Here is a 23510-nt window from a genome sequence, read left to right as displayed (position 1 = left end):
TGAAATCATCCGAAGGAGGGGATCTACTTGAAAATCGGCATCGTCGGCGACTATCATCCGGGCTATCCGTCGCAGCAAGCAACGCAGGAGGCGCTGGAGCATTCCGCGCGCAAATTGGACGCTGATCTCGATTACGCATGGCTGCCGACGACTGAGATACCGGAGCACCCGGCGTCTGCCGCGGCGGCGTACGACGGTTTCTGGATTGCTCCTGGTAGCCCGGAATCGCCGGAGGGCGTCATGCGAATGATCCGGTACGCGCGAGAGAACGGGGTACCCCTGCTCGGAACATGCGGCGGCTTTCAGCAGATGATCCTGGAGTACGCTCGGCATGAACTGCTGCTCGCGGATGCACGTCACGAAGAGCTGGATCCGGCTGCCGACGTGCCGCTGATCAGCAAGCTGGCCTGCTCCTTGGTCGGCCAGGAAGGCGAGATCGTCATGGCGCCTTCGTCGCGAATCGCGGCCATCTTTGGAATCCTTCGAACAGTAGAGCCGTTCCGATGCAATTACGGGCTTAACCCGGCCTATCAAGCGCTGATCGAAGCGTCGGATTTACGGATCGCCGGCACCGACGCACAAGGAAATCCGAGGGTCGTCGAGCTGCCCGGGCATCCGTTCTATATCGGTACGCTGTTCGTGCCGCAATTGCGCTCGACGCCGGAGCAGCCGCATGGCTTGGTGGATGCATTCGTGGCGAGTGCTGGCAGGCAGCGGGGTTTTGCGCGAGAATATGAAATTTCAGGGTAAAGGGAGAGGAAACAATTGAAGACAGCTAAGAAATGGCTGGTCGGCCTGCTGGCATTTGGAGCGGTTAATCTATTGGGGGTATCCGTTTCGGCGAAAGGAGATGCGCAGCGTTTTGTCATGGGAACTTTCTCGGTTCCCGATCTGCTCGATCCTTCTGAAGCGGCTGACAGCACCTCGATTTCCGTCATGAATGGACTTTACGAGGGTTTAGTCCGCATGAATGAATCTGGACAGGTCGTGCCGGGCATGGCGAAGTCGTGGAAGGTATCGAGCGACGGGACAACCTATACCTTCGTGCTTCGATCGAATGCGAGATGGAGCAACAAGCAGCCGGTAAAGGCATCGGATTTTGAATATGCATGGAAAAACAGCCTCGCGCCGTCAGCGAGCAAAGGTTTGGACTACGACCTCTTCGTGATCGCGAACGCAGAGGCCTATCACGCGGGCAAAGTGAAAGACGCGGCTAAGGTTGGCGTGAAGGCACTCAACGACTACACGCTGCAAGTGAAGCTGAAGGAGCCTGCCGCTTATTTCCCGCGCATGCTTACGCTGCCGATTTTCGATCCGATCTACGCGCCGACTGCGAAAGCGAACGCACACTGGGCGGAAAAGCTCGAAACGATGGTCACAAACGGTCCATTCAAGCTGAAAGCGTGGAATGGTCAAGGGATTTTACTTGCTAAAAATAACGATTATTACGATGCGGGCAGCATTCGTTTTTCGGAGGTGCAGTTTCTGCCGAGTGCAGGCCTATCGCTGGAAAGCCGTTATCTGAAGGGACAAACGGACTGGATCAACGGATCGGCGTGGAACGTATCTAATGCATCCGATATGCAGATCTTGGAGAAGGACAGCTATCACTTGCCTTCCCGTTCGACGTATTACTATCAAGTGAATATGAAGAAGAAGCCGTTTACGAACGTCAACATCCGTAAAGCGCTGGCCATGGCGATCAGCCGCAAGGATCTCGGACACGGAAAGCCTGCCACGGGATTCATCCCTTACGGATTGCCGGGTGCCAAGAAGGATTATCGCGACGAGGTAGCCGATGGTTATTTTGCCGAAGATCGCGAAGCAGCCAAGAAGTTATTGGCGAAAGGCCTTCAGGAAGAAGGATTGAAGAAGCTCCCAGAGATAACAATCATCTCGATTGCAGGGGTGCACGAGGAGATTGGACAGCGAATTATCGAGCAATGGAAGACGAATTTAGGTATTCAAGCTAAGATCGAAGTCCAGGAATGGGGAGTGCTTCTTAAGAATCGCGAGCACCTCAACTTTGATATCGCGAGAGCGGGATGGGGAGCAGACTATGCGGATCCGGCAACGTTCTTGGAATACTTCGCTTCTTGGAGCCCGAATAATGATTCCGGCTGGAAAAGTATTGCATATGATGCAATCCTCAAACAAGCGAAGAAGACCAATGACATCGCGGCTAGAACGAAGCTCTATGCGAAGGCAGAGAAGCTGTTGATGGACAATATGGTTATTATTCCGCTTTATTACTACGTGACTGATATCATTCATAAGACGAATCTGAAACACGTCTACTTGGACAACTTCGACAGCGTTTCGTTTACAAGAGGATATTTTGAATAAAAGCTTAAAGCCCGGCGGATTCCGCCGGGCTTTGCTATGTCGCTCGATATAGGTTCATGGCGGGAGGAATCGCTTATTGCCGCGCCGTAAGCCTCTTCCATTCCAACTGCATCTGGCTTTCGTCCAAATCGATGCCGATCATGACGAAATACGGCTCGCCGTCATAGCTGCTCGGCGACCATTCCAGCCGTTTGCCGGCCAGCTGGAAGAGCGCCATGCTGCCGTCCCGGCCATAGGGCATATAGCCTTTGGCCCGAAGACACACGCTGCCTCTGCTGCCGATGAAGGCTTCGAACTGCTTGCGGGAGATGCCTGCGGCATCCGCACCGGGATAGATGGCGGCCGTGCGAATGCGGGAGTAGGAGTTCGAAGAAGCGGCTGGCCTGGCGTGCGAAACGGCACTTGCGTCAGCGACGGCACGGACTGCTTCGCTGCTTCCCGCGGACTGCGAGGCGCTGCCGCGCGCTGCCGGCGAAGCCTGCACTGCCGCCGCGCGGGTGTTTGCAGCACTATGCGCAGCCGCGGGTCGTACGGCTGCTGCCGCCGGCCGGGCGCCCGAGATGACGGGCTGCCGCCGCACCGCGGAAGGCGCAATGCCGCCGAGCACGATGGCGGCATCCACCTCGCAGCGGATCGCGCTGACGAATGCGGCGGCTGCGTTACGATCGCGGACGAGTGCCTTGATTTTGTCCGCGGTGCGATTGGACACGAGATCGAACTTGTTCGCGATGATAATATCGGCGGCTTCCAGCTGCCGCCGAAGCGTGCGAATCAGCTCCCGATCCGAGGAGAAGATGCTGTTATAATCCAGCGCATGCTCCGCATCCAGCACGGTTACGATCCGGTGCAGCGCCACTTTGCCGATGATGGACGGCTCCGTCATGGCTTCCACGATTTCCTCCGGATTCGCCACGCCGGTCAGCTCCATGACGATGACATCCGGCTGCATCAGGGCAAGCCGTTCGATGCACTGCGCGAGCTCGCTTTTCTTGCTGCAGCAGAGGCAGCCTTCCGTAATGCGTTCCATCGTTTGATAGGCGGATTCGCTGCTCACCTGCGTGCCGTCGACGTCGACGGCGCCGATCTCGTTCATCAGCACGGATGCGCGGAGTCCGCTCGATTTGGCCTGCTGCAGCAGCTTCAGCAGCAGCGTGGTTTTGCCGCTGCCCAGAAAGCCGCTTAATACGATCACCGGTATTGCGCGTTGCTCCATGATTGGACACGCCCTCCTTCCAAGCTTCACATTCATGAAGAATATGCGTCTCGCTTCGGAAATAACACCACTTCCTGCGCGGCTGTTAAAATCGTAATCTTAACGGTATAATGGTTCCAACTTACGCTGGAGAGGAAGAGGCAGATGATACAAGCTGACGTGAAGGGGAACGAATCTAATCAGGAGCCAGGCGAGCAGAAGGCGGTTCCGGTCCATCTGCTGTCCGGTTTCTTGGGAAGCGGCAAAACAACACTTCTAAACCATGTTGTCGATTACTATAAAGCACAGGATCTGAAAGTCGCGATTCTGATGAACGAGCTGGGCGATGTCAATTTGGACGGTCAATTCGTGGACGGCGACGTACCGATGGCCGAAATGCTGGGCGGCTGCATCTGCTGCACGATTCGCGGCGATCTCAGCATCGAGCTGAAGGAGCTCATTGAGGAACACCGCCCGGATGTGGTGCTGATCGAATCCACAGGCGCGGCAAACCCGATGGAAATTCTCGACGCGATTACCGAAGCCGCGCTTCTCATGCGCATCGATTTGCGAACGATCGCGACCGTTGTCGACGGCCCGGAGCTGCTGGAGCGGAGCAAACGCGGCGGACGTACGTTCAAGCTGATGCAGGATCAGATCCGCTGCGCGACGGACCTTGTGGTGAACAAGGCAGACAAGCTTGCGCCGGAAGAGCTCGTCGAGGTGCAGCAGCTCGTGCGTGAACTGAATGCGTTCGCGCCGCTCACGGTGACGGTGCGCTGCATGATCGATATGTCCGCCTTCGATTTGGCGGCGGAGCTCCCGCCTCGAACGGATGCGGGAGCCGGCACGGTGGGTTTGAACGAAGGCCGCCATATTTGCGGTGCTAACTGCAGCCACGACCATGCGCATGAGGAGGATCACGCCAACCGTCATGACCACAATCATTCCGGCGGCGATGAGGTTTACAGCTCGCATGCGCATGTCATGACGCTTACGCATTATTTTGCCGGCGCGGTCAACAGTCATGCGTTCGAGGAGCTGCTGAACGGACTCCCGCAGAACGTGTATCGCGCGAAGGGCATTGTGACGTTCACCGACACGAACAGCCGTTTTCTGTTTCAGTTCGCCTACCGTGAGACGGAGTTCATTCGCATCACGCCGCAGGGAAACGTGAACGACGTGGCGGTGTTTATTGGGGAGCATTTCAACAAGCAATCGCTGCTCGCCGACTTGGCGAAGCTCGAAAATAATAATTTGGATATTGTTGGATAAATGATGCGGCGGATGGACAAGCTACCTCAGAATGGGTCGAAGTATGGCCCGCGAAGGGAGCTGATTTGAGATGAGAACACACATTTTGCGCAAACAATTGGCTGTGCTCGGAACTGCCGCGGCGCTGCTGCTGGCAGGCATGCCGGTCCATGCAATGGCAACTGCACCTTCCACGGAGCAGCAGCTGCCATCCTCGGAGCAAATGCAGGCACAGCATGAGCAGGAGCGCGACCATTGGCGCTGGAGCGGCCATGGCCACGGTCATAACCGGGAGGAACGCCAAGCCCGCAAGCTGGAGCATATGAAGGAAGCAGCGCAGTATTTCGGCATCGCATCGGAGGGCAAGTCCGCCGAACAGCTGCACAAGGAGCTGAAAGAAGCGCGCAAGGCCAACCCGGCCAAGTGGGAGAAGTTCAAGGCGGAGAAACAAGCGCAGCGCCTCGCCCGCCTGCAGGAAACGGCCAAACGGCTCGGCATCGCGACGGAAGGCAAGTCGGCCAGACAGCTGCACAAGGAAATTCAAGACGCCTGCAAGAACCGCATGATCAAGCAGCGAGAAGGCAATCCTTCTTCAGGAGCGGAATCCAAGACGTATGACGGAAAGCGATAGCGGGACCGCTTCGCCATAGCGAACAATAAAAAGCAGTTGCGGGCACCCGGCGGTTTATTCACCGATGGGTGCCTGCTGCTGCTTTTTGGGCTGTCATTGCACGGATGATGCCTGCAGCTTGCGGAATACGTTATAGCTGCGGCGCGCGCATTCCGTGATGGCAATGGGGTGGAAGCCGTGTACTTCGGCGTAGAGTTTGTTATTCAGCGGCGCAATCCATGAAGCGGGCAGCGCGCTGCCGCCGAGCATGGCGCCAAGGATGGAGCCGACGGTCGCGCCGTTGCAATCCGTATCCCAGCCGCCTAGTACGGCTGTGGTGATGCCCTTCTCGTAATCTCCGCCGGAGTAGATGAGCGCCGCAGCGCAAAGCGCGGCATTATTGTTCGTGTGCACGGGATCGTAGTGGCTGAATGCATCCCATATTTGCTTGACCATGCTTACTTGATCGTTCGTCGACGAGGCGATGATAATGGCAAGCTTGATGTCATCCGCCAAGCGGCAGTTGGCGGGAATGACGCTGAGTCCGATGTCGACGATCCTGCGGACGTCGCTCTCGACGAAGGCGGCGGCGATCATCGCCGCGCAGAACATGGCACCGTAGATGCCGTTCTTCACATGCGAGAACGAGGCGTCCTTCCATGCCAGCTCGGCGGCAAGTTCGGGATTACCTGCGGCACCGTAAGCGTATCCGTCGACGCGGATCTGCGCGCCGATCCATTCCCGATACGGATTGAGGTACGTGCGCACCCAATCCTTCGGATACTGCGACAGCTCCTCCCGCGATTGGCCGTGAAGATGCGAGGTCACCTGCGCGAAATTCAAATACGCCTGTGTTTCCGCCGTACAGACTTGTTTGTAGCTGAGTCGCCGATGCCACATTTTGCCGATATCCCAGGATTCGAAATCTGTTCCGTACTCTTCCAGCATGAGAAGTCCCAACACGGTGTAGCGTATATCGTCGTCGGTTTCCATATAAGCGATATTCTCGCGTCTGCTCGCCTTGCACCATGGAACAAGATACAGATCCGGATACGCGATGGTACTTTCGGATTCCGTAGGCGTATAGCCTTGAATCGGCCATGCATCCGCACCTTCGAACCACAGCTTCACGTTCTCCCATCCGGCTCTGCCGCCCGAGCCGTTCATGAACGGCCAAGATTCTAGCGGTTTGCCAAGCGCACAGCCAGCCGAGCGGCCAAGCCAGGCGCCGTTGAATTTATCGAGCCATTCGGCATCCGACCAAGTCCGAGGGGAGACGGCTACCGCTTGCGGACGCTGTGCCCTGATTTCATCAAGCTCCGACGGCTCGTTATACTTGAAGTGCTCCGCGATCGGAAGTGCCATCAGCTCATTATAAATCGCCGTCAGTTCCGCTTCGTCAGTCTTTGAAGCTTGTACCCGTTCCGCAAACCCGCTTACATCGCAGCCTTCTTCTCCGCGCTGCTTTACTTCTTCCTTGACCAAGTGATATAACGTATCCCATCCTGCCATTGCTGCAACATTCCTCTCCTGAAGGTAGTGACTTTATTGTATCGGACAACGGGAGAGCGATCTTCTCAGGAATGGGGAGCTGAATTCTCATTATTTGCGATAGTGGTAGCGTTAGTGTTTTTCCGGTATATCCAAGCCGAGCGTTTGGCGAAAATGAACAGGCGAAACGCCCGTCTCCTCTTTGAACACGCGGTAAAAGGTCGCGAGACTCTGAAAGCCGCATTCGAACCCGATATGCGCCACTTGTTTATCGCTTCCGGCGAGCAGCCGCCGGGCTTCCTGCACGCGGAGCAATGCGACGTAATCGGCGAATTTCCGTCCCGTCGTTTCGTGAAATACGCGGCTGGCACGGGAAACGCTGATGCCAAGCTCTTGCGCGATATCCTGCAGGCTGATCGGCTCGCGGTAGCGCTGCTCCACCAGCTGCGCGAGCGCTTTGGTTTGCAGCATGGATTGAGCCATGGACAGTTGCCGCGAAGCGGACAAGCTGTTATGGGAATGACGCAGCAGCTGGGCGCAGAGCTGTATAAGCGCGCTTTTGGCTAACGCCATATACCCAGGGGCTTGTTCGCGCAGCTCCCGTTCGATCGTCGTCATCCACGGAATAATCGCCTCCGCAAGCGGCGATCCTGCCGGGATCAGATTGCTGAAATTTGCGGAATGGTAGGAGAAGGGAAGCAGCAAGCAGGGATCCTCCATCATGAGCAGCGAACTGTCGAAATTCAAGAAGAGATAATGACTGGGATCGTCTGGATCCGACTGCGCAATGTGCAGCTCTTCGTTGTTGACGAGAAATACATCCCCTTGTTTTACGTGGTACTGCTTGCTGCCGAAATAAAACGTCCCCGTTCCCGACAGGCACAACCCCATTTCCAAACTGGAATGAGCATGGAGCGGCTGCCGGTAGGTTTTCGGCGTCCAATGAAAAGCGTTTATCGACACATCATGCTCGTAAGTAACGGTTATTTTCAAGGTTACCATGCTCCTTGCGACGAATGAATGCATGTCCGGAGAAATATTAAACTGCAATCAGAATACTACAGGACGGAGATTCCAACAATTAGAATGGCATGTTTGGATTTTGGGTCTTGGCGATGTAGATTGGGAGAAAAGCAGCTTCGGATACCGCGGAGGCGGATGAGGCTGAAGGATTCGGACCCCGTATATGCACATTGCTGCAGCGAAACAGCCTGCTCGTTCTCGAGGCAGGCTGTTTCGCTTTCACCGTCTTTATTCTCCGCAGGTTTCCCGAATAAGCGTCACGATCCGGCCCACGGGATCGCCGAGTTCGTTTTGGCGCATGCGGGCACGGATGGCGTCTCGCTCCGCATGCACCTTGCCGAGCGCGGTCAAGAATGCTTCATCCGTCAGCTCTTCCTCCTGTATAACCTCGCAGTAACCGGATTTGCGGAAGGATTCCGCGTTCAAAATCTGATCCCCGCGGCTGGCTTCCTTGGACAGCGGAATGAGCAGCATCGGCTTGCGCAGCGCCAGAAATTCGAAGATGGAGTTTGAGCCCGCACGCGAAATCACGACATCCGTGCAAGCAACGATATCTGGCAGCTCGTCGTGGATGTATTCGTACTGCCGGTAGCCTTTGACATGGCTGCAGCTCTCATCAAGCTCGCCTTTGCCGCACAGATGGACGACCTGATAGGTCCGCGTCAGCTCCGGCAGGCTGCGCCGCACCATTTCGTTGATCCGCTTCGATCCGAGACTTCCGCCCATGATCAGGAGCACCGGCTTGCCGGGAAGCAGCTTGCTCCACTGCAAACCTTTCAGCACGCTGCCTCTCAGTAACTCGCTCCGTACGATCGGCCCGACATGAAGCGCCTTGCCGCCGCTGATATGCGCAGCTGTTTCTTCGAAGGTTATGCACACTCGTTTGGCGAATGGATTCGCGATCCGGTTCGCGAGTCCAGGCGTTAGATCCGATTCATGGATGATAACGGGCACACGGTTCAGCCACGCGCCAAGCACGACGGGTACCGAGACGAATCCGCCTTTGGAGAAGACGACGTCGGGGCGGAGCCTGCGGATATGCCGATATGCCTGAAAGACGCCCTTCACCACGTGAAACGGATCTTTCATATTTTGCAGATCGACATACCGTCTCAGCTTCCCGGTTGAAATGCCATAATACGCGACATCGGCCAGCCTGCCTACGAGCTGCTTCTCGATGCCGCCGCTGGAGCCCATATAGGAAATATCCCAGCCCTGCGCCTGCAGAACGGGAATGAGCGCTAGGTTGACGGTCACATGGCCCGCCGATCCCCCGCCCGTAAACAGAATGCGCTTTGGTTTCTCGCCCTTCGGGAGGGGAGGAGATACAGTTGGCATATGCGGCTCTCCTTGTTAAAATCAGTACTGACAGCGTATCACAAAACAATTCGTTCAAGGGAGTGGGAAATCAATGCCTGCTGACGTTGACTATATTCTACATCATTATGCGGCACGGCTCGCCGCACATGACTCTTTCTTGCAGGAGGATGAAATTGCGGTCGTTCGACTCTATCAGCAGCTGCTTGCCGGCTGGAACAACAGAAATGCGGAAGAGATGGCCGCTCCTTTTGCGAAAGAGAGCGAGATGATCGGGTTCGATGGCAGCGAAGCCTCGGGAAGTGCGGAAGTCCATGCGCATTTGGCGCCGATTTTTGCCCATCACAAGACGCCGATTTATTATGCAAGCATCAAATCCGTGCAGCTGCTGACCGCTGATGCAGCCATTCTCCGTGCATATGCCGGTCTCGTCCCGGAGGGGGCCGCTGATCTGGATCCCAAGCTGAATGCCCAGCATGCGCTCACCGCCGTGAAACGGGACGGAAGCTGGTCCATCGCTTTATTTCAAAATACGCCGGCGCAGTTCCATATGGAGCCGGAGCGAAGAGAGCAGATGACCGAAGAACTGCGGAAGCTGATCCACTAGCTGCAAGCACGACTGCCTTGGCTCGAATCCATTACTGCGCCCAGGTGACGAACCCCATTGCTTGCTTCGCTTGGAGCAGCGTTCGGTTTGCGGTTTCAGCTGCTTTGACCGCACCGTCCTTCAAAATCCGAATCAACTCATCCGATTCCACGATTTCGCTGTAGCGACGCTGAATGGGCTGCAGTTTGGCCGCAATGACATCGGCGAGATCCCGCTTGAAGGCTCCGTACCCTACGCCTTTATAACGCGATTCGATCGTCTCGACGGACTCATCGGCAAAGACGGCATAGATCTCGATCAAATTGCTGACTGCAGGCTTATGAGCCCAGTCGCAGCGGACAACGCCCTCGGAATCGGTTACTGCTTTGGCTATTTTTTTGTGAATGACCTCTGGCGAATCCTGGAACAGAATATAACTGTTTGCATTTGGATTACTCTTGCTCATTTTCTTCGCGGGATCATCCAAGCTCATAATGCGGGAGCCAAGCTGCTGAATGATCGGCTCAGGGACGGTAAAGACAGGACGGAATCGTTGGTTAAACCGGGCAGCCAAGTCTCTCGTCATTTCCAGATGCTGCTTCTGATCATCGCCGACAGGAACGTGGGTAGCCTGATAGAGCAGAATATCGGCCGCCATCAGGACGGGATACGTGAACAGCGCGGAGCTGACCGTATCTTTGCCGTTTGATTTTTCTTTGAACTGGGTCATCCGGCTTAACTCCCCGAAATGCGCCTGCGTCTCCATCAACCAGCCGAGCTCGGCATGCGCGGAGACATGGGATTGGATGAAAATCGTCGCTTTCTTGGGGTCGATGCCAGCAGCGATGTAATACGCGGCAATGTCCATCGTGCGCTTGCGCAAGACATTTGGGTCCTGTGCCACGGTGACGGCATGAAGATCGGGCACGAAGAACAAGCACTCGAATTGCTGCTGCTGCAGGGCTAGAAACTGATGGAGTGCACCTCCATAGCCGCCGATATTGAGCTCGCCGCTTGGTTTGATGCCGGATAAAACGATTTTCATGACTTAAAACCTCCCTCGAATGTTGGGCAAAATAAAAACACTCCATCCCTATAAAGGGACGAAGTGTCAGAACTCCGCGGTACCACCCGAATTCGGCCGACCGGCCGCTCTCATTCATGTCAAGACCACTAACATGATTCCCCAAGATAACGGAGGGACATGCCGTCAACGCCTACTTGCCGGCGAGCGTCGGCGTTCGGATTGAAGCGAACGGAGCCATTCGCTTGAACGGGTGTGCCGGACCTCTCACCAATCGCCGGCTCGCTTGGACAACCGTTTCAAGCTACTCTTTCCATTCCTGGCTTTCACATATGGAAGTATTTAGGTAATCATTAGAATCACTATAGCCATGACTGCCGCAATTGTCAATCTACAGATGCGCGGATGATTCCGCCGCTGCCGCTGGGGCAGCAGTGTCTTCCTCCCGTTTTTGCAGCACTTCCTTCTTCAAGAACCAGCAGGCAACGAAAGCCGCGATAACGAAGACGAACGAGATGTTGAATATATGTTGGAACGATTCCGCGAACACGGTCTGCACCTTAACCAACAGCTCGTGCGGAAGGCCATCCGGAATGCCGCCGGTCGCGATATTCTTCGCCGTTCCTTCAGGCAGCTGGTCTGCCAGTCCGGATACACCCGTATTAATGTGCCGCGCCAGCAGGCTGCCGAAGATACTTAGGCCGATCGTGGCGCCGAGCGCTTGGAACAGCTGCACCGTCCCGAGCGCAGAGCCGCTGTCGGCTTTGTCGACGGATTCCTGCACGATCAGATTGTCGCTGCCGAACAGTACGCCGATGCCTAGACCGAGGATGAAGAACGTCACCACGATGTAGACGATGGTCGTGCTGATATCGATTTGCGTCAGCAGATAGAAGCCCACGATCGGCAGCAGGAAGCAGGCGATGAACAAATTGCGGTAAGGCACCTTCGTGATGAGAAAGCCGTTCACGATACTCGACGGAATCGCGCCGGCCATGAAGGCAAGCATGAGATAACCGGCTGCCGTCGGGGTCAGCCCCATGACGTTCTGGGCGAAGAACGGGAAGGTTGCGATGCCGCCCATAATGCCAAGCATCAGAATGAGTACGATGGCGGATAGGACGACGACCGACCGGTTGCGGAAGAGCCGCAGCGGAATGATCGGTTCCTCGGCGCGGCGCTCGATGTAGATGAAGAGAGCCGTCAGCAGACCGGAGAGCACAAGCAAGCCGATGATGAGCGGCGATGACCAGGACAAGCCTTGGTTGTCGATGAGCACCGGCGTCAGCAGCAGGGAAAGCAGGGCGGCGACTAGCGTGCCTGCGCCCAGCCAGTCGATCGACCGCTTCTCTTGGCCGCGGGATTCCCGCATACCGATTGAAAGCACGGACGCAGCAATGAGTCCAACGGGAATATTGATCAGGAATACCCAGTGCCAATTGACGTGGCCGACCATATAGCCGCCGACCGTCGGGCCGAGCAGCTGCGGCAGAATCATGAGCGGGCCGAATAAGCTTTGAATCTTCGCCCGCTGCTCCAGCGGGTACGTATCGCCGATGATGACGAGCGCGAGCGGCATCAACCCGCCTGCGCCGATCCCTTGTATGCCGCGCCCGACGAGCAGCATCGTCATAGAACCGGCCAATCCGCTGACAATGGAGCCGGTCATGAACAAGGCCATGCAGCTTAAGTAAACGCGCTTGCGGCCGTACAGATCGGCGAGCTTGCCGAGAATCGGCATGAACATCGTGACGGCAAGCATGTAGACGCCTGCGACCCAGCCGTAGAGCGATAGGCCGTGCAGCTCCCGGATAATCGTCGGCATGGCCGTCGATACGACGGTCTCATCGAGCTCGGCGAAGATCAGCCCCAGCATCAGGCCGATGAGCACGAGCCGTTTATTGCTTTTTTTCGTTTCGATCATGCGTAATAACCTCTCCTGTCTTTACCAGCTGACCTGATTATAAGCCATTGCCGGCGGTGCGGAATCAATCCCGGGACCGAGGGGGAGGACGTTCATTGGACCGAGCGGGCAGCCGCAGGCGGCAAACATTTGCGTAGTGCAAGGCTGGAATAGTGCGACTGAGCGGTTCTTAATCGATATTTTGCAAATACAACAGGAGTGCCTTCTGAACGTGCATTCTGTTCTCCGCCTGCTGATAGATGACGGATTTGTTCGATTCGACCAGCTCCGCGGCAATTTCGAATCCGGGATGGATGGGCATGTCATGCATGATGTACGGTGTACGGTCTCCGAGATTCATGCTGTTTACCTGGTAGGGCATCATCGTCGCCAGTCGGAATTCTTTTTCCGATTGGTAATCCGGATCATTGTAATGCTCCATGTCGATCCATGTATCTGTATACACATAATCCGAGAGCGCGGCAGCTTCAGCCAATATGTCCATGTTGGCAACGAATCCGCTCCGATAAGCCTGCGACATAAGCTCCTCGTCCCACGAAGCTTCATTCACGATCGGCGTGACGAGCAGCAGACGAACGCCTAGGGCCATGCAGCCTGCAATCAACGAATTGGCAACATTATTATGAATGCCGACATAGGTGACGGTAATGTCGTCGAAGGTTCCGGATACCTCATAGATCGTCATCAAATCGGCCAAAGCCTGGCAGGGATGGTACCGATCGCAGCAGCCATTGATGACTGGAACGGTTGCATAGGCGGCGAGCTCCAGAAGGTGGGCATGATTTTTCAGCCTCGCCATAATGAAGTCGCTGTTGCGCGAGACGTATCGGGATTCGTACTGAATAGGCGAAATACTGAAATTGCTGGATGCCCAGTCCATCGTAACGGCATACCCGCCCATTTGGTTGATGCCGGATTGGAAGGAGAGATTCGTTCTCGTCGACGTTTTTTGAAAAAGCATCAGTAATCCTTTGCGGCTGAGCGCGTGGGAGTAGTCCTCAGGGTTCAGCTTGATGTCGAGGCCTTTCTGAATAAGTGCCATCAGCTCTTGCCGGTTAAATTCCTTTAAAGATAACAGATGTTTCATATTCGACCACCTTAAAGTATGAATAATTATTAATATAAATGAATTATTATACACAGTAAAGGGGCTAAAAATGGTATCAACGCGGCGCATGCGCATCGCTCACTTCACTGGAGTTGGCGGTCACCGAATTCATAAGACTATGAAAATGCATTGTCTCTTAAAATGGATTCAACTATATTAAGAGTTGTGGTATTTTTTACTATTCTTAGTATGGATGGAATCATTTGAGGAGGAAGCATAGTTGAGGTATTTACGTCTTAAGTCCTATTTGGCATCTGCAATGGCCATGGTAATGGTTGTCTCCGGAGTCTTCGTTCCGGCTGCATCGGCAAATGCAAACGGTAATGAAGGCATGGCGGGCAATCCGATTTTGGCCGGGGAGTCGCAGGGGCTGTCTCTGTCGGATGCGCCGCGCTTGCTGCAAGGCAAGCTGTCCGGCGAGTTGGAGTCCGACTCCGATGTGGTTGATTTCTTCACGCCCAAGCAGGATGCGAAGAGCTTGACTGGCATCAAGAGCAATCTATCGATTGTGAAGAAGACGGGAGACAATGGGGGCAAACAGCATTACTTGCTGCAGCAAACCTACCAAGGGCTGCCTGTATACGGGAAATATGTAACCGCCCATCTAGGCGCGGACAAGCGTATGTACGCGATTACGAACGACTCGTCGTCGGATCTAGATGCGTTGTCACTGGAGACGCAGCCGGCAATCGCGCCGTCAGCGGCGGCAGGCCTCTTTCAGGCCGATGTTGAGCAGGCAGTCGGATATACCATTACGCTTGGCGGCCATATCGCTGCGCGTGAACTTGGACAGCCTAAGACGGAACTGCTCGTTTATCCATATGAAGGCACGTATAAGCTGGCTTACCGGGTTGAGATGGAATATATCCAGCCTACAATCGGACGTTGGACTGGTTTCGTTGATGCGCAAACCGGCGCGGTTCTCAAGAAGTTCAGCTTAATGGAGCAAGCGGGAGAAAGCGCAGCAGGCTCAGGCAAAGGCTATTATGGTACTTCTAGAGCGATTAATGTCTCGCAGGAGTCCGACGGAACGTACATGTTGATCGATAAAACAAAACCGATGTACAGCTCGGAGAACGGTTCGGAGAAGGGTACGATCGATACCTACGATATCGAAAATCCGTTCTTCCCGATTACATCGAGCTCCTCGGATTTTGCGGATCCTGAGGCTGTTGACGCGCATTATTTTGCGGGGCAGGTTTACGATTTTTATGCCAATCGTTTTGGACGCAACAGCTTGGACGGAAATGGCATGTCGATTATTTCGGTCGTGAATGGCGGAGCCATTGATAATGCCTATTGGGACGGGTACGAAATTGTTTATGGAGACGGCGCGGACTTGTTTGAATGCTTGACGTGCGCGAACGACGTAATCGCCCACGAATTTACGCATGCGGTCACCCAATATTCCGCGAATCTGGATTATGTCGGACAATCGGGAGCGCTGAACGAGTCCGTCTCTGACATCATGGCTGCCGTGTTTGACGATGAGGACTGGGCAATCGGCGAAGATACGGGCGTTGCCGGCGTACATGGCGTGCTTCGCGACATGCAGAATCCGGACCGCGGCCTAGATCCGCAGCCTTCAACCATGGCAGGCTACGTGCAGCTTCCTGAGGACGAGGATCACGATAACGGCGGCGTTCATTTGAATAGCGGCATTCCGAACCACGCGGCCTACTTGGTTGCGACCGGTATTGACGGCGTCGCGGGCTTAGAGGGCCAGGGCCGGTCACTGCTCGGCCAAATCACCTATGGAGCGCTGACTTCCTATTTGACGCCTACTTCGGGGTTTGAAGCTGCAAGAGACGCGTTCGTGCTGGCCGCTGGCGATTTAAATCTCCCTGAGGAGCAGAAGGAAGCAGTGATTGCCGCCGTCAAGGACGCATGGGCGGCCGTCGGTTTGCCATACACAAGCAATGAGAATAACATTGTGGCCTTCCATACGACGGGAATGGCGGATAATGCTATCATTAACAGTGCCTCGCATACCGTAACGTTTCAAGTGAAATACGGCACCGATCTCACGAAGTTAGCACCGAGTATTGCCGTCTCGCCGGGGGCTTCCGTCAGTCCGGACCCGACGGAAACGCAGAATTTCGAGGTGCCCGTCAAGTATACGATCACATCCGATAACGGCCTGGCGCAGGATTGGCTGGTTCAAGGCGCCGTCTTGGATCCGGAGTCGCAAAACAATATCGACGATTTCAATGCCGAATTCATGAGCGGGCCGGCGATTGTCGATCCGATCGGCCATCGGGTCACGGTCTATGCCGAGAATGATGACGATCTGACCGCAATCAGTCCGGTCGTCCGCGTATCGCAAGGGGCTTCAGTTACTCCTGCCAGCGGTACGGCTATCAATTTGTCGATACCTGTGACTTATACAGTAACGGCTGAGAACGGCAGCAAGCAGACATGGACGGTAGCAGCCGTAAAAGATTCCCTCAGTCCGAAGCTTCTGGCCGCAGGCTCGATCAGCGATAACGTCGTTATGGCCGTGTTCGATCATGCGATGGATTTTTCGACGCTTGGGAACACGGCGAACTATAAGCTCGAATCTCTGCTGCTCGGGAATGCCGACCCTCAAATCAGCAAAGTCGAAGTGGATTGCGACGATCAGAATGTTGTCTATTTGACGACCAACGCGCTTGTTTCGCAAAATGGCTACAAGCTGTCCGTTTCCAATTTGAAGAGCACGGATTTAAAAGGCGTGCGATCCGACTGGACAAGCACGTATTTCTTATCGGACGATACCGCCAAGCCGGTGCTCAGCACGGCTAGAGTGAGCGGCGATAAGCTTACCCTTACGTTTAATGAATACGTGCAAGCCTCCTATAGTTCCACGAGGGAAACCTTCTCGTTGGAAATCAACGGTAGCACCGTTCAGCCTATCGATGTTACTTCGAACGCGAGAAGACTTGTTCTGACACTGCCCGATCGTGTAGCTCCCACGGACGAGGTCAGTGTTTCCTATAAGCCTTCTGATGAGGAAACGTACTTGAATGTGACAGATTTTAACGGCAATGAGCTGGATGCATTCAAGAACGTTCCAGTCATTAACCGAACGAATTCGCTTCCGATTGCCGCAGGCAAGGATTGGGCGCATATCAACAGCGACGTGAAGCAGATGATAAAGCATCCAACTGAGCCGATTGTGTATACCATTGCCGACAAAAGCTTTACGGTTAACGCGGTGAACCTCGATACCGGCGATGTTGAGAGCATTGAGATGGATCGTCAGCCTGAGCGGCTGTACTGGGCGAACGGGAAGCTCTACGTTGCTCTCGTTGATCGGCCTCACGATTATACGTGGTGGAATGAAGATCAAACGGGTAGCATTGCGATATTGAACGGGGAGACGCTCACGAAGCTGGATCAGTTCAACGTGCCGATCGATCCGTTTGATCTGGTGGTGGATGCGGACGGAAATATCTATGTGTCCTCAGGCTCGGGACAATGGACCAATTTTACGTCCTTCTCTGGTACGACGAAGGCGGCGGTCGATACCGTGACGATCCGCGAGGCCAGTTATTTGCAGCTGGGCAGCTCAAGTCATCTTTATTCCATCAACACCGATGTTAGCCCTAGGGATATTTATGCGTACAATGTTAACGCGGCCGCTCAGTTTACCGACCCCAAGTCGACGATCGGCGGCTATGATTCTCCTTACCATGGCGACTACGCAATGTCGACATACCTCCGGATTTCTCCGGACGGCAATTATTTGTTTAACGGAGCTGGCACGATTTTCACGACTTCATCGGTTAAAGCAGACGACATGGTCTACTCAAGAAGCATCGAGCCGTTCCAAAGCATCGTTTTCTCGCAAGATTTGCAGAAGTTCTATACCTTGGACAACGGCAAGCTTAGAACCTATAATTACGCTTCGTTTCAGCTGGAGAGCGAACGTGCTGTTCCTGCGAATGCAGAAGAGATCTTCCTTGGCGACGAGGCTAATAAGCTGTTCATGGAATACGCGAATGACGACATGGGTGTAACGATCGCAGCGTTTTCGCTCAATGAACAGCCTGCTCGCAAGGCGAGTCCGCATGCCATCTCGGCGCAAGCGGCAGCAGCTAATAGCACAAGTCTCCGTGCCTGCCCGATTCCGACAAGCGGAGGCGGCGGGGGAACACCGCCTCCTGTAGGTGGAGGTGGAGGTGGAGGCGGAGGTGGCGGTATGATCACTCCTCCTGCTGCACCAGCTGCTGACCCCACGGTGACATTGGGCTCGGACGATTTCGTAATCAAGCAAGAAATAGATACGAGCGGTGAAAAAGTGGATCAGGTCACGCCAAATCCGGATAGATTGGCGCAAGCGTTCAAGGATGCGCAGCAAAACTCGGATACCTATCAGAAAGAGCATGGCGAGTCCATTACGCCGAAGGTCGTCATCCCTGTTGGAACCATCGGTAACAAGACGACGGTGGAGCTTCCGGCAAGTTTGCTGGCATCAACGAGCAAAGCCAATGGGCAGACAGCGGTTGTCATCCAATCCAACGATGTCACGTATTCCCTTCCGCTCGAAGCGTTTAGCGGCGACAATCTGAAGCAAAGCTTAGGCGCAAGCGGCCTGGATTTAGGAAATGTGCATATTTTAATTACGATGGAACGGATAGGTGCAGCGCTTAACTCGACTATTGAGCAGCAGCTTTTAGAAGAGGGCTTCGCGAAACTGTCGGCTTCCTTCAATTTTACGGTTACGCTGGACAACCAGGGCAAGTCGATTGAAATGAAAGATTTCAACGGCACCTACGTGACCCGGACATTCTCCTTAAGCGACAGCGTCGATGCTAACCATGTTACGGCGCTTGTCTATGATCCGGTGTCCAAAGGATCGACCTTCGTGCCTGCTTTCGTACGTAAAGAAGGCACAGCTGTTTTCGTTGACGTCAAGGCGCCCCATAACAGCATTTATACGATCACGAGCGCGTCCAAATCGTTCTCGGACATCAAGAACCACGCCGCAAAGAACGATATCGAAATCATGGCTTCCAAAAAAGTCGTTCTCGGCATTACGGACACGCTTTTCAAGCCGGAACAGCGAGTCACGCGGGCGGAATTCGCCGCGCTGCTGGTTCGTTCGCTCGGCATGACGATTCCGCAGAGCAGCACGCTTCGGTTCATCGACGTGGATCAGAAGGCTTGGTATGCAGGCGTCGTGGACGGCGCAGCCAAAGCCGGCTTCATTATCGGCGATGATAAGGGCAGGTTTACGCCAAACGGCATCATCACCCGCCAGGAGATGGCGGTTATGATCGCTAGAGCGGTCGATTATACCGGCAAAGCGGGCAAGACGCTTCAATCGCGGTCCATCGACTTCAATGCCGTCTCTGACTCGGCGGCAGTAGCAAGCTGGGCGGCGGACGATGTCAAGACGATGCTGAGCAGCGGCATCATGGAGACGGGCTTGCGCGGACAATTTGAACCTGCGCTTCCGGTGACACGCGCCAATGCAGTCGTTGCTCTGCACAAAATGCTCCAGCAGCTTGCATTTATCAATTAATTCTTATTAAAGGCAGTAGAAGGCCCGTTGATCTCGCGAGAGAGCACCGGGCCTTCTGCCATTTATCGAACAAGCTCCAACTTGTCTGCATAATCGGCCAAGTCCCCTCATACACATGGTACAAGTCGAGCGTAAACGGCCACGTCCCGTACGAGCCCTGTGCGAGATATCCGCACTGGCTGCTCTACAGCTCCGGATACGTTTAAAAAATTGTGATGAGGGGTTGATTTCATGCGTCGTCGATTCAGTTTCATCGCAGTAATCCTGCTTTGCCTCACGGCGGTGCTCGCAGGCTGCGGGACTAAGGACGCGGAATCGGTTGTCAAGGATTTGGACAAAACGTTAAACGGTTTGGACAGCTACCACGGCAAGGGTAAAATGACGTTGTTCACCGGCCAGCAGCCGCTCGAGTACGATGTGGATGTTTCGTACCAGAAGCCGCAGTATTACCGCATCGCCTTGACGAATGCGAAGAAAGACATTACGCAGATCGTGCTGCGCAACGACGAAGGCGTATTTGTCCTAACGCCGCGGCTGAACAAAGTCTTCCGGTTCCAGAGCGATTGGCCGGCGAACCAAGGCCAGGTCTACTTGTATCAAACGCTTGTCCAAAGCATTCTGCTGGACAACTCCCGTCAGTTTGCAGTAGATAATGACGCCTACGTCTTCGACGTCATGGCGAATTATCAGAACGGTACCTTGGCCCGTCAGAAAATTTGGCTGAACAAATCCGATTACGCACCGAATAAAGTCGAAGTCAGCGATACGAATAATGCGGTTATGGTCTCGGTGAAATTCGACTCGTTTGAATTCGGCTCCAAGCTGGAGAAGGGCGTATTCGATACCCAGAAGAATATGGGCACGCCGGCAGCAGGCGGCGATCAGCCGACGATGGCCGACCCTGACAACAATGCCGATAACACGAATGGCGCAGCGAACGAGAATGCCGACACAACATCGACGAACGACAGCACGAATAGCGGAGCGAACGAGAATGCCAACACGATAACGACGAACGACAGCACGAACAACTCGGAAAATAACGCCGATCCGTCCAACAATGCCGCAACGAACGCAGACAGCTCGAACAATGGGAACCAGTCAACCGACAATGCAAGTCCGGACGAGAATGCGACGAATGCGGACGCCGATGGCAGCAACAGCAGCAACAACGCCTCCGATAATGCTTCAAGCGACGGAGCAGAAGGCGCGGTTGCCCCTGCGGAAGGCACTTTTACGGGCATGGAGCCATCGTATTTACCGGACGGCGTCTCGGAGAAAGACCAGCAGGATATCGTTTTCGGCGGCAATCCGGGCATTATGATCCGTTATGCCGGCGACTATGAATACACGTTGATCGAGACGCAGCCGAAGGATGTAGCCGTTTCCGCAACGACAGGGAAACTCGTCGATCTCGGTTTTACCTACGGTCAACTCTTCGGCGAAGAGCTGGGGCAGCATACGCTGACATGGACGTACGAAGGCAAGGAGTTCCGGATTACGAGCGGAAACCTGCCAGAGAATGAGATGATTAAAGTCGCGCAATCCGTTCAAGGCGAGATATCCAAGTAACCGTTCCATTCTTGGATTTCCAACACTTGCCCATTACGATGACCCCAGCCTTTCATTGACAGCCCCGAGCGTTAGCGTTTAACATAAAGGTTATGGGTTAACAAGGTGAAACGGTCCGCTCCGTCTTGATCGGCGGCGCGGCTTGTTTCATTCCGGAGAAATACAAGCGCAATGATAAGGGTGAATCTTATCAGGCTTGGATTTTGAGATAAACGCCTGCCCAGCTACGCGGCAGGCGTTTACTTTTGGGAATGAAGGTGGAGCAAGGTGAGCACAGCAGCTTATTATCGCCCGACGCGGGCAGAAATTTCGTTGGATGCGCTGGCGCATAATCTACAGGCTTTCCGCAAGGCCATTCCTGGGGGCATGCTGCTTATGGCCTCGGTAAAGGCGAATGCCTACGGGCATGGTGCGGTTGAAACGGCCCGGGAAGCGGAACGCTGCGGCGTCGATTATCTGGGTGTCGCATTTTTGGATGAGGCGCTTCAGCTGAGGCAGGCCGGATTGAAGGCCAAGATTCTCGTCCTGGGCTATGTTCCGCCCGAAGGTCTTGCGATTGCCCGGGATGCCGACATCGCGATAGCTTTGTTTCGCGAGGACGTGCTTGAAGCCGCGGCTGCATTGCCGAGCGGCAAGAAGCTCACGGTGCACATCAAGATCGATACGGGAATGGGACGCCTTGGTCAGTTGGCCGGCGAGGATGCGGTGGCCTTTATCCGTCGTGCTATGGAAGAACCGAACCTCCACGTCGAGGGGCTGTTTACGCATTACGCGCGCGCGGACGAGGCTGATAAGAGCTACACGCAGTTGCAGCACGGGCGTTTCACTGCACTTGTTCAGCAGCTCAGAACGGAAGCACTGAACATTCCGATCATTCATGCAGCGAACAGCGCTGCAGGAATCGATACCCCTGAGATGGGCGGCGGCATGCTTCGCCTAGGAATCAGCATGTACGGCCTGTATCCTTCGACGGAAGTGAACCGGCAGCGTATCGCGCTGAAGCCTGTGCTTACGCTCAAGACCGAAGTCGTCATGGTCAAGCAAGTGCCGAAGGGCTGGGGAATCAGCTATGGCAGCCGGTATGTAACACAAGGCGACGAGGCGATCGGAACGCTTCCGGTCGGCTATGCGGACGGTTTCAGCCGCATGCTGACAGGCAAGGCGGAGGTGCTGCTACGCGGCCGGCGTGTGCCCGTGCTCGGAACGATTTGCATGGACCAGTGCATGATTGGGCTGGATTCGGCCGGCGGGCCTGGGCCGGTCGTTAACGGGGAAGAGGTCGTGCTCATTGGCTCGCAGGGGAACGCCGTCATCTCGGCCGAGGAAGTAGCGGATAAGCTCGGAACGCTTAATTATGAAGTGACCTGCATGATCGCTTCCCGCGTTCCGCGTGTATATACCCGAGATCAGAGGACGATTGCTGTCGTCAACCCGCTGCTGCGCACGGTGGAATAATTTTCTTTGCTGGGTTTAGCGCTGGGACAAGAGGATTTTATCGTCTGGTCTCGAATAATGTAGATTAGCGTGTTTAAATTGGTGTTAAAGTCTTTGCGGTTATACATGTATGCAGCATACTTGATATACGGTGCGCATACATATCAGGGTGTATAATACGGACCAAACAATGACATACTGTTACTGTTTTTTGAAATATAAGCCTTTTTTGACTATCTGTAGGCTTATATTTCTCCGGGATGAAACGCGTTTCGCCTTCTTATAGACGGCGATAGCCGGTTCACCTTGCTGGAAATGTTTTGGGGGTGCGAGTTCGGTGGCCAATTTGCAAAATACCAAAAGGATTATGATCAGCTTACCGGATCATTTGCTGGAGGAAGTCGACGGAATCGTCGCCAAAGAAAACTCGAACCGAAGCGAATTTATTCGTCAGGCTATGAAGCTGTATTTGATTGAGCGGAAGAAGCGCCAGATTCGAGATTCTATGCAGCGGGGCTATCTGGAGATGGCCAAGATTAACCTGGTAATGGCGTCGGAAGCTTTTCAAGCGGAGGAAGATGCCGGCGATACGCTCGGCCGACTCGTAAGCGGGGTGTAAGCTTGATCGTTAAACGCGGCGATGTGTTTTTTGCGGACCTGTCACCTGTTGTTGGCTCTGAGCAGGGTGGAGTACGGCCTGTTCTCGTCATTCAAAATGATATCGGCAACCGCTTCAGTCCAACTGTCATTGTGGCAGCCATTACCGCCCAGATTCAGAAGGCGAAGCTGCCGACGCATGTCGAAATCGATGCGGCATCCCATGGCTTCGACCGGGATTCCGTACTTTTGCTCGAACAGATTCGAACGATTGATAAGCAGCGCTTAACTGACAAAATCACTCACCTTGACGATGAAATGATGCGTAAGGTGGATGAAGCGCTTCAAATCAGTGTCGGTCTTATTGATTTTTGAAGTTATCTTACCGATAGACGTACACACCATGAGGGCCTGCAAGGCTCTTTTTTTTGTGCGCTTCCGGGGACTGCCGCAGAAGAGGCAAGCGCCATCCGTCTGCGGACGTAGCTCAAGTTCCATCTTCCGCCGCTGTCTCCTCATGGCG

Annotated in this window: 17 protein-coding genes and 1 other annotated feature; of the genes, 10 read left to right on the top strand and 7 right to left on the bottom strand. The window is 54.5% G+C overall.

From position 1 onward, the window contains the following. Positions 1-27: 27 nt before the first annotated feature. Positions 28-750, top strand: a complete 723-nt coding sequence (locus KXU80_RS14110; protein WP_219833912.1) for a CTP synthase C-terminal region-related (seleno)protein — start codon at positions 28-30, stop codon at positions 748-750. A 15-nt stretch (positions 751-765) separates the two neighbouring features. Then, on the top strand, positions 766-2346 hold the full coding sequence (locus KXU80_RS14105) for a peptide ABC transporter substrate-binding protein (protein WP_219833911.1): 1581 nt from the start codon (positions 766-768) through the stop codon (positions 2344-2346). A gap of 73 nt (positions 2347-2419) precedes the next feature. On the opposite strand, the gene KXU80_RS14100 is transcribed toward KXU80_RS14105, so the two are convergent. After that, positions 2420-3559, bottom strand: coding sequence for a CobW family GTP-binding protein (locus KXU80_RS14100; RefSeq protein ID WP_219833910.1), 1140 nt, complete (start codon positions 3557-3559; stop codon positions 2420-2422). A gap of 144 nt (positions 3560-3703) precedes the next feature. Between KXU80_RS14100 and KXU80_RS14095 the strand changes: the two genes are divergently transcribed. Both KXU80_RS14095 and KXU80_RS14090 read left to right on the top strand, forming a co-directional pair. Further along, positions 3704-4813: a CobW family GTP-binding protein gene (locus KXU80_RS14095; protein WP_219833909.1), complete on the top strand. Its 1110-nt coding sequence runs from the start codon at positions 3704-3706 to the stop codon at positions 4811-4813. Between the two features lie 70 nt (positions 4814-4883). After that, positions 4884-5423, top strand: a complete 540-nt coding sequence (locus tag KXU80_RS14090) for a hypothetical protein (RefSeq protein ID WP_219833908.1) — start codon at positions 4884-4886, stop codon at positions 5421-5423. Positions 5424-5516: 93 nt separating this feature from the next. Here KXU80_RS14090 and KXU80_RS14085 read toward each other — a convergent pair whose 3' ends face one another. The 3 genes from KXU80_RS14085 to KXU80_RS14075 all read right to left on the bottom strand — a co-directional run bounded on the left by KXU80_RS14085 (position 5517) and on the right by KXU80_RS14075 (position 9254). Then, complete coding sequence (locus KXU80_RS14085) at positions 5517-6914, bottom strand: ADP-ribosylglycohydrolase family protein (RefSeq protein WP_219833907.1); 1398 nt, start codon at positions 6912-6914, stop codon at positions 5517-5519. 111 nt (positions 6915-7025) lie between these two features. Next, positions 7026-7895, bottom strand: coding sequence for an AraC family transcriptional regulator (locus KXU80_RS14080; RefSeq protein ID WP_258171009.1), 870 nt, complete (start codon positions 7893-7895; stop codon positions 7026-7028). A gap of 249 nt (positions 7896-8144) precedes the next feature. Beyond that, positions 8145-9254 carry an undecaprenyldiphospho-muramoylpentapeptide beta-N-acetylglucosaminyltransferase gene (locus tag KXU80_RS14075; RefSeq protein WP_219833905.1) on the bottom strand — a complete coding sequence of 370 codons (1110 nt, stop codon included), beginning with the start codon at positions 9252-9254 and terminating at the stop codon, positions 8145-8147. A gap of 73 nt (positions 9255-9327) precedes the next feature. Between KXU80_RS14075 and KXU80_RS14070 the strand changes: the two genes are divergently transcribed. Continuing rightward, positions 9328-9840, top strand: a complete 513-nt coding sequence (locus KXU80_RS14070) for an SgcJ/EcaC family oxidoreductase (RefSeq protein ID WP_219833904.1) — start codon at positions 9328-9330, stop codon at positions 9838-9840. Between the two features lie 31 nt (positions 9841-9871). On the opposite strand, the gene trpS is transcribed toward KXU80_RS14070, so the two are convergent. The 3 genes from trpS to KXU80_RS14055 form a co-directional block, all read right to left on the bottom strand. Further along, a complete protein-coding gene (gene trpS / locus KXU80_RS14065; RefSeq protein WP_219833903.1) occupies positions 9872-10864 on the bottom strand; it encodes a tryptophan--tRNA ligase in 993 nt (330 codons plus the stop codon). Positions 10865-10915: 51 nt separating this feature from the next. Continuing rightward, positions 10916-11173 (bottom strand) — a binding site (T-box leader). 61 nt (positions 11174-11234) lie between these two features. Beyond that, positions 11235-12767, bottom strand: a complete 1533-nt coding sequence (locus KXU80_RS14060) for an MDR family MFS transporter (RefSeq protein WP_219833901.1) — start codon at positions 12765-12767, stop codon at positions 11235-11237. 169 nt (positions 12768-12936) lie between these two features. Continuing rightward, the gene (locus KXU80_RS14055) at positions 12937-13854 is read right to left on the bottom strand and encodes a Rossmann-fold NAD(P)-binding domain-containing protein (RefSeq protein WP_219833900.1); all 918 of its coding nucleotides are present in this window, start codon (positions 13852-13854) and stop codon (positions 12937-12939) included. Between the two features lie 241 nt (positions 13855-14095). Between KXU80_RS14055 and KXU80_RS14050 the strand changes: the two genes are divergently transcribed. From KXU80_RS14050 to KXU80_RS14030, 5 genes are all read left to right on the top strand, one after another. After that, complete coding sequence (locus tag KXU80_RS14050) at positions 14096-19384, top strand: M4 family metallopeptidase (RefSeq protein ID WP_219833899.1); 5289 nt, start codon at positions 14096-14098, stop codon at positions 19382-19384. Between the two features lie 231 nt (positions 19385-19615). Then, complete coding sequence (locus KXU80_RS14045; RefSeq protein ID WP_219833898.1) at positions 19616-20956, top strand: outer membrane lipoprotein-sorting protein; 1341 nt, start codon at positions 19616-19618, stop codon at positions 20954-20956. A gap of 267 nt (positions 20957-21223) precedes the next feature. Continuing rightward, positions 21224-22411 (top strand): alanine racemase, encoded by a 1188-nt coding sequence (gene alr / locus KXU80_RS14040; protein WP_219833897.1) that lies wholly within the window; start codon positions 21224-21226, stop codon positions 22409-22411. A 316-nt stretch (positions 22412-22727) separates the two neighbouring features. Further along, positions 22728-23009 carry a CopG family ribbon-helix-helix protein gene (locus KXU80_RS14035; RefSeq protein ID WP_090644307.1) on the top strand — a complete coding sequence of 94 codons (282 nt, stop codon included), beginning with the start codon at positions 22728-22730 and terminating at the stop codon, positions 23007-23009. Between the two features lie 2 nt (positions 23010-23011). Next, positions 23012-23362, top strand: a complete 351-nt coding sequence (locus KXU80_RS14030) for a type II toxin-antitoxin system PemK/MazF family toxin (protein WP_090644310.1) — start codon at positions 23012-23014, stop codon at positions 23360-23362. The last annotated feature ends 148 nt before the right edge of the window (positions 23363-23510 follow it).

The organism is Paenibacillus sp. R14(2021), assembly GCF_019431355.1.
In the GTDB taxonomy this organism is placed as follows: Bacteria; Bacillota; Bacilli; order Paenibacillales; family Paenibacillaceae; genus Paenibacillus_Z.
Note: the sequence above shows the minus strand (reverse complement) of the source record. Positions and strands in the feature narration are given on the sequence as shown.